Annotated in this window: 7 protein-coding genes; 2 read left to right on the top strand and 5 right to left on the bottom strand. The window is 40.1% G+C overall.

Annotated elements, in window-relative coordinates; all coding sequences use genetic code 11:
- Nucleotides 1-242: 242 nt before the first annotated feature.
- The 3 genes from ilvN to fabB all read right to left on the bottom strand — a co-directional run bounded on the left by ilvN (nucleotide 243) and on the right by fabB (nucleotide 4,049).
- Nucleotides 243-734: an acetolactate synthase small subunit gene (ilvN, locus tag DX522_RS10055; RefSeq protein WP_075875366.1), complete on the bottom strand. Its 492-nt coding sequence runs from the start codon at nucleotides 732-734 to the stop codon at nucleotides 243-245.
- Nucleotides 734-2,458, bottom strand: a complete 1,725-nt coding sequence (locus DX522_RS10050; protein WP_115180691.1) for an acetolactate synthase 3 large subunit — start codon at nucleotides 2,456-2,458, stop codon at nucleotides 734-736. The genes ilvN and DX522_RS10050 overlap by 1 nt, the downstream gene beginning before the upstream one ends.
- A gap of 370 nt (nucleotides 2,459-2,828) precedes the next feature.
- On the bottom strand, nucleotides 2,829-4,049 hold the full coding sequence (fabB, locus tag DX522_RS10045; protein WP_005695877.1) for a beta-ketoacyl-ACP synthase I: 1,221 nt from the start codon (nucleotides 4,047-4,049) through the stop codon (nucleotides 2,829-2,831).
- Between the two features lie 182 nt (nucleotides 4,050-4,231).
- On the opposite strand from fabB, the gene mnmC reads away from it, so the two are divergent.
- Together mnmC and DX522_RS10035 are read left to right on the top strand one after the other, a co-directional pair.
- Nucleotides 4,232-6,241: a bifunctional tRNA (5-methylaminomethyl-2-thiouridine)(34)-methyltransferase MnmD/FAD-dependent 5-carboxymethylaminomethyl-2-thiouridine(34) oxidoreductase MnmC gene (mnmC, locus tag DX522_RS10040; protein WP_115180690.1), complete on the top strand. Its 2,010-nt coding sequence runs from the start codon at nucleotides 4,232-4,234 to the stop codon at nucleotides 6,239-6,241.
- 170 nt (nucleotides 6,242-6,411) lie between these two features.
- Nucleotides 6,412-6,606, top strand: coding sequence for a YdcH family protein (locus DX522_RS10035; protein WP_075916445.1), 195 nt, complete (start codon nucleotides 6,412-6,414; stop codon nucleotides 6,604-6,606).
- 109 nt (nucleotides 6,607-6,715) lie between these two features.
- On the opposite strand, the gene DX522_RS10030 is transcribed toward DX522_RS10035, so the two are convergent.
- Nucleotides 6,716-9,013 (bottom strand): YadA family autotransporter adhesin, encoded by a 2,298-nt coding sequence (locus DX522_RS10030; RefSeq protein ID WP_115180689.1) that lies wholly within the window; start codon nucleotides 9,011-9,013, stop codon nucleotides 6,716-6,718.
- The gene (locus tag DX522_RS10025; RefSeq protein ID WP_115180688.1) at nucleotides 9,000-12,635 is read right to left on the bottom strand and encodes a beta strand repeat-containing protein; all 3,636 of its coding nucleotides are present in this window, start codon (nucleotides 12,633-12,635) and stop codon (nucleotides 9,000-9,002) included. Before DX522_RS10025 ends, DX522_RS10030 begins: the two co-directional genes overlap by 14 nt.
- Between the last annotated feature and the right edge of the window lie 185 nt (nucleotides 12,636-12,820).

The raw sequence follows: 12,820 nt of genomic DNA, 5'->3' as shown, positions 1-12,820 counted from the left end.
GGCATGGTAACAGCGAAAAAACATAAGTCAAGTAATTTAACCCAATGTTTACATATGTAAACATTTGCATGCTATATCGCTAATATATTGTGAAAAATAATTATTTATAAAAACAAAAAAGCCCGTCAAATTTGACGAGCTTTTTTTTAACTTACATAAACCGTATTAATACAAATTACGCACGTTTGAAGTCAATGTGAACCAATTTTGGTTTAAATGGGTGATGATTACTTTCCATACCATTAAAGAATATTCTTCTCACCACGAGAAAGACTGATTAACCCTGAACGAACAATTTCAAGTAATGTGCTTTCTTCTTTCAGAGCCTCAACAAAAGCATCTAATTTATCTTTTGTACCCGTTAATTGAATCGTGTAGGATTTTGTTGTTACATCCACAATCTGACCACGGAAGATATCGGCTAAACGTTTCAATTCATCACGCGATGAACCCGTTGCACGCACTTTTACTAATAACACTTCACGCTCTACGTAGTCATGCTCACTCAAATTTATAACTTTAAACACATCCACTAATTTGTGAAGCTGCTTTTCAATTTGCTCAAGCACTTGCTCATCCCCTACTGCTTCAATCGTCATACGAGAAAGAGTTGGGTCGTCCGTAGGTGCCACGGTTAAGCTTTCAATGTTAAATGCACGTTGGGAAAATAAGCCGACCACACGAGATAATGCACCGGATTCATTTTCTAATAAAACAGATAAAATTCTACGCATTATTCTTTCTCCTCTTGTGGTTTGCTTAAAATCATCTCATTCATCGCCCCGCCGCGAACTTGCATTGGGTAAACGTGTTCGGTTTCATCAACGTTAATATCAACAAAGACCAATTTATTTTTAATGCTGAAGGCTTCTTGTAATTTGCTTTCTAATTCATCTGGTGTCGAAATTTGAATCCCCACATGACCATAAGATTCGGCTAACTTCACGAAATCTGGTAAAGAATTCATGTAAGTTTGAGAATGGCGGCCAGAGTAAATCAAATCTTGCCATTGTTTTACCATGCCTAAGAAGTGGTTGTTCAAACAAATCACCACAACAGGAATGCCATATTGTGTTGCTGTTGAAAGCTCTTGGATATTCATTTGAATACTGCCATCACCCGTTACGCAAACGACGGTTGCTTCTGGATGTGCAAGTTTTACCCCTAATGCAGCAGGTAAACCAAAGCCCATGGTACCAGCACCACCTGAATTGATCCAACGACGCGGTAAATCAAACGGATAATGCAATGCGGCAAACATTTGGTGTTGCCCTACATCCGATGCCACATAAGCTTGGCCTTTTGTAATGCGATACACTGCTTCCATCACTTGCTGTGGTTTGATGACGCCTGAAGTGCGGTCGAAATCCAAGCATTTTTTTGCTTTCCATTCATCGATTTGTTTCCACCAATCTTCTAAATGATTTTGTGGACATGAACCGATTTCTTCACCTAATAAGCTTAAGAATTCATCCAATACATTTTTCGCGTTACCTACAATTGGAATAGCCGCAGGTACGTTTTTAGAAATAGAGGTTGGGTCAATATCAATCTGAATCACTTTTGCATTCGGACAATATTTATCTAAGTTGTTAGTGGTACGGTCATCAAAACGCACCCCAACACCAAGAATTAAATCACTTTCATGCATCGCGGTATTGGCTTCATAAGTCCCGTGCATCCCAAGCATGCCTAAAAATTGTTTGTCCGTACTTGGGTACACGCCTAAACCCATTAACGATGAGGTGACCGGTAAATTTAAACGTTGTGCGAATTGTGTTAATTCTTCATGACAGCCTGCCGCAATTGCACCACCACCCACGAATAAAACCGGTTTTTTAGCCACTAATAATGCTTTTAATGCTTTCTTAATTTGACCTTTATGACCATTTACCGTTGGATTATAAGAACGAAGCTCAACAGATTTTGGATATTCGTAAGGATATTTTAAAGTTGGATTTACGGTATCTTTTGGAATATCTACGACAACGGGACCTGGACGGCCTGTTGAAGCGATATAAAAGGCTTTTTTCAAGATACCTGGAATGTCTTCTGCTTTTTTAACGATAAAGCTATGTTTAACCACTGGGCGAGAAATTCCCACCATATCACATTCTTGGAACGCATCACGACCGATTAAGCTACTCATTACCTGACCTGAAATGATCACCATTGGTACCGAATCAGTATAAGCAGTCAAAATACCCGTAATCGCATTGGTTGCACCTGGTCCTGAGGTTACTAACACACACCCCACTTTACCGGTCGCACGCGCATAACCATCTGCCATATGTACCGCAGCTTGCTCATGACGAACTAAAATATGCTGAATCCCACCAAGAGTATGGATTGCATCATAAATATCCAATACGGCACCGCCTGGATAACCAAATAAATACTCAACGCCTTCGTCACGCAAAGACTGAACCACCATTTCCGCACCGGATAATTTCTTCATATTTTACTCCTAAAACTGACCACACTTTTATTTGTTACGATTCGTGTCAAAACAATGGAAACATCATACCGAAAGAAAACGGCTTGTCCAGCATGAGAAAAGTCTAAAAAAACGAATTAAAAAGCATTAAAAACTAACAAAATAAAAATATTAAGATTTAAATAAAGATAATTAATATAAAAAGCAGAAAATCGTAGTTTTATATGGAGTTTTATAAAAATAAAAATTTTTTATTCTTTTGTTCAAAATTTTGAGCTGGATCACATTTTAAGTATTGATTTTTCTGCTGAGTAAGGAGAAAGGGAGAGATTATAAGAAAAAACCGCACTTGGAAGATCCAAAGTGCGGTTAAATTTTAAGAGATTTTTAATTAGCCGTTATAGCGTTTGAACACTAAAGTCGCGTTTGTACCACCGAAACCAAAGCTGTTTGACATGACAGTTTGTAAGCCTGCATTTTCTTTTGTTTCAGTCACGATGTTGCAGCCTTCTGCCGCTTCATCTAATGTTTCGATATTAATGCTTGGTGCAATAAAGTCATTGTGTAGCATTAATAAGGTATAGATTGCTTCGTGTGCACCGGCAGCACCTAAAGAGTGACCAGTCATTGATTTGGTAGAAGAAATTGCAGGGATTTTGTCACCAAATACATTTTTGATTGCACCTAATTCTTTTACGTCACCAACTGGTGTTGATGTACCGTGTACGTTGATGTAATCAATTGGGGTATCTACCGTTGCCATTGCTTGTTTCATACAACGCTCTGCACCTTCACCACTTGGCGCTACCATGTCGTAACCATCAGAGGTTGCACCATAGCCCACGATTTCTGCGTAGATTTTTGCGCCACGTGCTAATGCGTGTTCTAATTCTTCAACCACTACAACAGCGCCACCACCAGCGATAACGAAACCATCACGGTCTGCATCGTAAGCACGAGACGCTTTTTCTGGGGTATCATTGTATTTAGTTGAAACCGCACCCATTGCATCGAATTCAGTTGCACATTCCCAAGATAATTCTTCCGCACCACCAGCGAAAACCACATCTTGTTTACCTAATTGGATTAATTCAACTGCGTGACCGATACAGTGTGCAGATGTTGCGCAAGCAGAGCTGATTGAGTAGTTCACACCACGGATTTTGTAAGGGGTTGCTAAACAAGCTGACACACTTGAAGCCATGGTTTTAGTTACTGCATAAGGACCAATTGCTTTCACACCGCGTGGACCACGCACTGCATCACAAGCCACTAATTGGTTATGTGCTGAACCAGTACCTGCACCGATTACCAGACCTGTACGGTCATTTGAAACTTGATCTTCTGTTAAACCTGAATCTTCAATCGCTTCACGCATAGAAAGGTATGCATAAGCTGCCGCATCACCCATAAAACGATACACTTTACGATCGATATGCTCGCTTGGATCAAGTTTGATTGTGCCGGCAACATGGCTACGCATTTTCATTTCAATAAACTCAGGCACGACTTCAATACCAGATTTACCTGCTTTTAATGAAGCCAAAACTTCTTCTTTGTTGTTACCGATACTTGAAATAATACCAAAACCAGTAATTACAGCTCTTTTCATTCTTTATTCCTTATGAGTTAGGGGAAATTTAATTCAACTTACAGTTGTTAGCTGAACGCAATTTACTATGAAATGAAAATATTGCAAGCAATAATTCATTTGTTCGACCAGTTAAGTTTTAACCGACTCAAAATTTCCGTGCTATTATAAAAGAATTTGATAAGGCAAAAAAGGGCTAACACATGTTCACCATTCAGCACGCAAAAATTCATTTTAACCAAGAGAATACGCCTGTTTCGGATAAATTTGATGATGTGTATTTTTCTAATCAAGATGGTTTAGCGGAAACCCACTATGTGTTTTTAGAAGGTAATCAGTTGTGGAAACGTTGGGTTCATTACCAAGAAGCCCACTTTGTTATTGCTGAAACGGGATTTGGCACAGGATTAAATTTCTTTGCGGTGACCACGCTATTCCTTGAATTTCGCCAGAAATATCCAGATTCGCCTTTAAAACGCCTTTATTTTATCTCTTTTGAAAAATACCCTTTGCCACTTGATGCATTACGACAAGCCCATTTAGCCTATCCGCAATTTTCTCGTCTTGCTCTGCATTTGCAACAGCATTGGCTTAATCCTATTCAAGGTTGCTATCGTTTTCATTTTGATGAAACCACGTTAGATCTTTGGTTTGGCGATGTCGCTGAAAATCTGCCACAACTTGGCGATTATATGAATGGTAAAATTAATGCTTGGTTTTTAGATGGTTTTGCACCGAGTAAAAACCCCGACATGTGGAATGAGCAGCTTTATCAGCAAATGTTTCGTTTTACCAAGCTACAAGGTACCTTTGCGACCTTCACTGCGGCAAGTGCGGTTAGAAAAGGCTTAGAAAATGCAGGCTTTAATATTAAGAAACGCAAAGGCTTTGGTAAAAAACGGGAATGTCTTTCTGGTCAAAAAATTCATGAAAAACCGACCGCACTTTCTATGCCCTGGTTTCATAGTCAGCCCGCCAATCTCAAAGAACAAGATATTGCCATTATTGGTGGTGGAATTGCTTCGCTTTGTACAGCCATTTCATTGGTTAAACGCGGGGCTAAAATCACAATTTATTGCGAAGATGAGCAAACTGCCCTCAATGCATCCGGCAATAAACAAGGGGCTTTTTATCCACAACTGAGCGATGATAACGAACGCAATATTCGTTTTTATATTCATGCTTTTGCCTATGGCCATCAATTCCTACAATGGGCAATTCAACAACAAATCGAATTTGAACATGAGTTCTGTGGTGTAGCGCTTTGTTCTTACAATGACAAAACAGAAAGTAAATTAAATAAAATCGCTGAGCTGAATTTGCCTTCTGATTTATATCAGTCATTAAGTCAAACTGAATTAAGCGAAAAAGTAGGTTTGCCGTTACCTTTTGGTGGCGGTTTTATCCCTCAAGGTGCTTGGCTTACACCACGTCAGTTAGTTCAGCATGCTTTTGCCTTTTTAGAGAAACAAGGTGTCCAGATTAAAACATCACAAAAAGTAACCGCACTTTCTCAAACAGAAAATGGTTGGCAAATCACCACAGCTGAAAATGAAACTTTCTGCCATGAAGTGGTTGTTTTAGCAAACGGGCATAAACTCACTGAGTTTGAACAAACGCAAAAACTGCCACTCTACCAAGTTCGCGGACAAGTGAGCCAAATTCCGACATCGGAAAATTTACTTAAACTCAAAACCGTGTTGTGCTATGACGGCTACCTGACGCCAGTCGATCAAACGAAAGCCTGTCATTGTATTGGTGCAAGTCATGTTCGTGATAATGCGACTCGTGAATTTAACCTAACTGAACAACAAGAAAACCAACAAAAAATTCAGCAAAATATACCTGAAGAGTGGACAAAAGAAGTAGATACATCGGGTAATCTTGCTCGAATCGGTGTACGTTGTTCGGTACGTGATCTTACGCCAATGATGGGCGCTGTTCCTCATTTTTCTGCTCAGCAAACACAATATCAAAATTTGTTTAATTTGCGACGCCGTAAACAGCCAATAGAACAAGCTGAAAACTACCCTAATCTCTATTTAATCGGTGCCTTAGGTTCACGAGGATTAACTTCTGCGCCGTTTTTAGGTGATACACTGGCTTCCTTAATTTATGGCGAGCCCTTACCGATGAGCGAAGATCTGATTCATAACTTAATGCCAAACCGCAGTTGGGTCAGACGCTGGTTGAAAGGTGCGGAGGTGAAATAAAAAAGTGCGGTCAAAATAATCTGCCCCCCAAAAGTTGTACTCAACAAACCAACAATTGAGGTGCAGATTTTTTTATGGGTAAACACTACACAATCGAATTTAAATTACAGGCTCTTCAACCTATTTTGAATCGAAAAATGAGTATCAGAAAAGTAGCTCGTTTTTACAATATTCCTTCCAACGCCCTAGTCGGGACATGGTTGAAACGGTTTTTTGAAAAGCATAACGAATTAGATCATGAAATTAAGAATATGCAGGAAAACATTCAGCTCGCCACTCATATGGAAATTGAGGCTTTGAAAAAAGAAAAATTACGGATTAAAGATGAGCTTTATGAATACCTAAAGAAAAAATCACAAGAATAGTAAAAAAAACCGGCTGATGCCGGTTTTTTATTATCGAAATAAATTATCGCCATAAATAAACCGCACTTAAAGTGCGGTTTATAATTAGGCTTTTTTGGTAAAAGCTAGATTACCATTGGTAACCAACACTTGCTGCAGCACCTGCATCTCCACGAGAGTTTGTATTCGCGGAGAATCTTACCCCAAATTTACCATTATCTGATAAGCGAGAGTAACCCACTGCAACTGCGCTTTCTCCTCTATACGTACCAGCGCCAGCTGAAAGCATAGATTTACCTGAAGAGGTGGCTTGATATAAGTTAGCTGAGGACATTGCGCCTGCAATACCCGCGCTGAGTCTTTTATCCATTTTATTCATATCATTATGAATATTGTTAACCGCACCTCTTAATTGGTTCACATTCACTGCATCTGTACCTTTTATGCCCGGAGCAACGTTAATAATTCTATTACCACCGTTATTCAAGCCGTTTTCAGTTACAGAAACAGTTTTGTTTGGAGCCGCATTATTTATTGTAATACCATTATTATTGATAACGGTATTACCAGTAGTGACGGAACCGTCGTTACCAAGATCAATATCTTTGGCTAATTGCATTTCTAAAGTTGCGTTACCATCTGCTTTCACATTGATATTACCTTTAGCTGATTTGAATGTTTCTGATTTCACTTTAGAAACACCTTCGCCTTTGATAATAACTTTGCTATTAAGCTTATTGTTATTCACAACTTCATTATTGCCGGTAAATTTCAAGCCATCATCTGAGTTGGAGCCTGAACCACCAGTGCCGTTTTTACCGTCTTTACCATCTTTAACAATTGTTGTCGTAGACTTGTTGTTACCATCGGTAATCTTGATAGTATGTGTTCCATCATTATTGTTGGTTACACTTGCAACGGCATTTTTGCCATCCTCACCTTTCTCACCATCTTTACCGTTTTTCACGATAGCAGAAGATACGGCGCCATTACCATCGGTAATGTTAATGGTGTGTGTTCCATCATTATTGTTGGTTACACTTGCAACAGCGTTTTTACCTGCCGCACCGGTTTCACCTTTTTCACCTTTTTCACCTTTTTCACCTTTTTCACCGTTTTTCACGATAGTAGAAGATACGGCGCCATTACCATCGGTAATGTTAATGGTGTGTGTTCCATCGTTATTTGTGGTAACACTTGCAACAGCGTTTTTACCTGCCGCACCGGTTTCACCTTTTTCACCTTTTTCACCTTTTTCACCGTTTTTCACGATAGTAGAAGATACGGCGCCATTACCATCGGTAATGTTAATGGTGTGTGTTCCATCGTTATTTGTGGTAACACTTGCAACAGCGTTTTTACCTGCCGCACCGGTTTCACCTTTTTCACCTTTTTCACCTTTTTCACCGTTTTTCACGATAGTAGAAGATACGGCGCCATTACCATCGGTGATGTTAATAGTATGTGAGCCATCATTGTTTTCAGTGATGTTAGCAACAGCATTTTTACCATCTTTACCGTTTTTCACGGTAGCAGAAGATACGGCGCCATTACCATCGGTGATGTTGATGGTGTGAGTGCCATCTTCATTTGTGGTGACACTTGCAATAGCGTTTTTACCGTCTTTACCTGCCGCACCGGTTTCACCTTTTTCACCTTTCTCACCTTTTTCACCGTTTTTCACGATAGTAGAAGATACGGCGCCATTACCATCGGTAATGTTAATGGTGTGTGTTCCATCATTATTGTTGGTTACACTTGCAACAGCGTTTTTACCTGCCGCACCGGTTTCACCTTTTTCACCTTTTTCACCTTTTTCACCTTTTTCACCGTTTTTCACGATAGTAGAAGATACGGCGCCATTACCATCGGTAATGTTAATGGTGTGAGTACCATCGTTATTTGTGGTAACACTTGCAACAGCGTTTTTACCTGCCGCACCGGTTTCACCTTTTTCACCTTTTTCACCTTTTTCACCTTTTTCACCGTTTTTCACGATAGTAGAAGATACGGCGCCATTACCATCGGTAATGTTAATGGTGTGTGTTCCATCGTTATTTGTGGTAACACTTGCAACAGCGTTTTTACCTGCCGCACCGGTTTCACCTTTTTCACCTTTTTCACCGTTTTTCACGATAGTAGAAGATACGGCGCCATTACCATCGGTAATGTTAATGGTGTGAGTGCCATCTTGATTTGTGGTAACACTTGCAACAGCGTTTTTACCGTCTTTACCTGCAGCACCGGTTTCACCTTTTTCACCTTTTTCACCTTTTTCACCGTTTTTCACGATAGTAGAAGATACGGCGCCATTACCATCGGTAATGTTAATGGTGTGTGTTCCATCGTTATTTGTGGTAACACTTGCAACAGCGTTTTTACCTGCCGCACCGGTTTCACCTTTTTCACCTTTTTCACCGTTTTTCACCGTTTTTCACGATAGTAGAAGATACGGCGCCATTACCATCGGTAATGTTAATGGTGTGTGTTCCATCGTTATTTGTGGTAACACTTGCAACAGCGTTTTTACCTGCCGCACCGGTTTCACCTTTTTCACCTTTTTCACCTTTTTCACCTTTTTCACCGTTTTTCACGATAGTAGAAGATACGGCGCCATTACCATCGGTGATGTTAATAGTATGTGAGCCATCATTGTTTTCAGTGATGTTAGCAACAGCATTTTTACCATCTTTACCGTTTTTCACGGTAGCAGAAGATACGGCGCCATTACCATCGGTGATGTTGATGGTGTGAGTGCCATCTTCATTTGTGGTGACACTTGCAATAGCGTTTTTACCGTCTTTACCTGCCGCACCGGTTTCACCTTTTTCACCTTTCTCACCTTTTTCACCGTTTTTCACGATAGTAGAAGATACGGCGCCATTACCATCGGTAATGTTAATGGTGTGTGTTCCATCATTATTGTTGGTTACACTTGCAACAGCGTTTTTACCTGCCGCACCGGTTTCACCTTTTTCACCTTTTTCACCTTTTTCACCTTTTTCACCGTTTTTCACGATAGTAGAAGATACGGCGCCATTACCATCGGTGATGTTAATAGTATGTGAGCCATCATTGTTTTCAGTGATGTTAGCAACAGCATTTTTACCATCTTTACCGTTTTTCACGGTAGCAGAAGATACGGCGCCATTACCATCGGTAATGTTAATGGTGTGAGTACCATCGTTATTTGTGGTAACACTTGCAACAGCGTTTTTACCTGCCGCACCGGTTTCACCTTTTTCACCTTTTTCACCTTTTTCACCTTTCGCACCATCATTAATAGTGGTGTGGGTTTCAGAGCCATCAGGGTTAGTAACAGTGAACGTATGAGTACCATTATGGTTATCAACTACAGTAGCTGTAGCGTTTTTACCTGCCGCACCGGTTTCACCTTTTTCACCTTTTTCACCTTTTTCACCTTTTTCACCGTTTTTCACGATAGTAGAAGATACGGCGCCATTACCATCGGTAATGTTAATGGTGTGAGTACCATCGTTATTTGTGGTAACACTTGCAACAGCGTTTTTACCTGCCGCACCGGTTTCACCTTTTTCACCTTTTTCACCTTTTTCACCTTTTTCACCGTTTTTCACGATAGTAGAAGATACGGCGCCATTACCATCGGTAATGTTAATGGTGTGAGTACCATCGTTATTTGTGGTAACACTTGCAACAGCGTTTTTACCTGCCGCACCGGTTTCACCTTTTTCACCGTTTTTCACGATAGTAGAAGATACGGCGCCATTACCATCGGTAATGTTAATGGTGTGAGTACCATCGTTATTTGTGGTAACACTTGCAACAGCGTTTTTACCTGCCGCACCGGTTTCACCTTTTTCACCTTTTTCACCTTTTTCACCTTTCGCACCATCATTAATAGTGGTGTGGGTTTCAGAGCCATCAGGGTTAGTAACAGTGAACGTATGAGTACCATTATGGTTATCAACTACAGTAGCTGTAGCGTTTTTACCTGCCGCACCGGTTTCACCTTTTTCACCTTTTTCACCTTTTTCACCTTTTTCACCTTTTTCACCGTTTTTCACGATAGTAGAAGATACGGCGCCATTACCATCGGTAATGTTAATGGTGTGAGTACCATCGTTATTTGTGGTAACACTTGCAACAGCGTTTTTACCTGCCGCACCGGTTTCACCTTTTTCACCACGAGCCCCCTGTGCACCTTTATCCCCTTTAGGGCCTTTAAATTCAGGGTGTTTTTTAATGTAGTCTTTATCAAGGCTAAAGGTGAAAGTTCCCTTATCTTGATCAACTTTAATACCATCGCCACCTTTAAATGTAACTAGATCTCCAGCGTGGATTGGTTGTTCTACGCGAGTTCCGCCACCAGCACCAGTTGCCGTAGCTCTCCAGAACGCGCTATTAATTGCAGTGGCAACACTTGTTGCGTTAGCAAAATAATCACCAGCTTTATCGGCAGAAATAGTACCTGTAGTGGTGCCTGCTTTGGATACTGTTAAAGTTGATGTGTTAATATCAAATTTAATGGAATTCCCTTTATTTGATGACGTTACTGATGCAGTAGTTCCCGTACCATTAACAAAATTAACCACATCACCAGCTTTAATTATCGTATTACCCACACCGTTAGCTTGTAATTTCCAGCCAGCTTTTTTTAGTGCCTCTAATAAAGCCTTCGCGGTAACAACACCATCTCCTTCGGTTGCTGGTATTTCATCATATTTGCCGGAATCTTTATTCGCCGTTACATTTTTGGTTTTTAAACCAATGGTATAAGTATTGGTTTGGTTATTGGTGTTATTCGCCGTAGCTGTTTTAGTTGCAGTAATTAAATTACTATTAGAAGTTACGTTTGTGCCAATCGCATTTACGGTGTAAGTTTTGCTTTGATCCGCATTAGTTGTAGTTGTTACGTTAGCAACATTTGTGCCTGCCGCAACATTGCTTTTAGCAGCGTTTAATTGGGATACGTTCACCGCATCATTATTATTGACACCATTTGCTACATTGGTAATTGTTTTATTACCTGCATTGATCCCTGTTTTGGTCATACTTGGGCCACTTGCAATGGTTAAGCCGTTCGTATTAAATTCATTGCCACCAACAGTTACTTTATTGAAGGTGACGTCATCTGCGGTCGCATAGGTGAATTTTTTTCCAGCTTGCGTAATTGTCATGTTTTTGCCAGCAGCAAAGGTAACAGTCTCGCCGTTGTTAACGCTTTGTTCACCTGAGCCTGTTCCACCTTCAGATGTTACTTTCCAACCATAGGCAGTATTTTTTGACAAATCATTAACCGCTTGTACTACAGCATAAAGTTGAGAACCGTTAATTCCATCGGTTGAGTTTACTGCCACACGACCTGCTGCCACATTTTGAATTTGGCGAACGTTGTAGCGATTAGTACCTCGGTCATAAGTATCTATAGAATGGCCTCGACCATCGTTTGTGCGTCCGTTCCAATCCCGGACAGGCCCACCTGAACCAATAGAAAGAACAGATGTATTTGTATCTGCTTTCCCTGCAAAGTCGTAATTTTTACCACCAATGTTGATTGATTGAGACGTTTGGTCTGTATTTACATTACTAACTTGTGAATGGGCACCTAAAGCGACACTTCCTTTTGTTTTTGAATTAATTTTAGCATTATAACCAATGGCTAGAGCATTTTGAGTATTAGTTACTGTTGCTTTACCACCAATAGCGATAGAGTGATGAACATTGGTTATTCTACCATCGGTAGTTGAACCATACGTGCGAGCTGATGCTCCACCATCAGGACCAGAGGCATCGTTTTGTTCACCAATTACAACCGTACTGGCGTCAGCGCTATCCCACGAATTTCGGTTCATTGCATCAGCCATAGCCGATGTAGAGAATAAACTCGCAATAATGACCGCACTTAGTGTGGCTATTGTAAAGCTTTTTTTCAGTTGGCTGGTTGGTTGATCGGTAAGTTGATTTGTGAGTTGGCTGGTGGAAGATTTAACGTTTCCACGAGCCAATTCAGAGGTAACCACCCAATTTTGGGCAGCATGATTCCAAAGAACCTTATAGATTTTGTTCATATTATTCTTTCCGTAGAGAATTTATTTATATGATGAGAAATGGATGTTACAACTTACCATTTCTAGACGTTGTTTAAGATTTGATAGAATTACAAATAATTCTTAGATTATTATAAACTTGATTAACATTTATCTCCAACAAATATTTTTATTTTTTGAGAATAAATCAAAAAAGGAATGTATTC

Origin of the sequence: Haemophilus parainfluenzae (assembly GCF_900450995.1) — a bacterium.
GTDB classification, from domain to species: domain Bacteria; phylum Pseudomonadota; class Gammaproteobacteria; order Enterobacterales; family Pasteurellaceae; genus Haemophilus_D; species Haemophilus_D parainfluenzae_O.
The sequence above is the reverse complement of the archived record's forward strand: the minus strand, read 5'-3'. Positions and strand labels throughout refer to the sequence as shown.

What these genes read in the sequence shown, in the direction of transcription:
- DX522_RS10050 (WP_115180691.1), bottom strand. Translation starts at nt 2,458, where the DNA reads ATGAAGAAATTATCCGGTGCGGAAATGGTGGTTCAGTCTTTGCGTGAC.
- mnmC (WP_115180690.1), top strand. Translation starts at nt 4,232, where the DNA reads ATGTTCACCATTCAGCACGCAAAAATTCATTTTAACCAAGAGAATACG.
- DX522_RS10025 (WP_115180688.1), bottom strand. Translation starts at nt 12,635, where the DNA reads ATGAACAAAATCTATAAGGTTCTTTGGAATCATGCTGCCCAAAATTGG.
- fabB (WP_005695877.1), bottom strand. Translation starts at nt 4,049, where the DNA reads ATGAAAAGAGCTGTAATTACTGGTTTTGGTATTATTTCAAGTATCGGT.
- ilvN (WP_075875366.1), bottom strand. Translation starts at nt 734, where the DNA reads ATGCGTAGAATTTTATCTGTTTTATTAGAAAATGAATCCGGTGCATTA.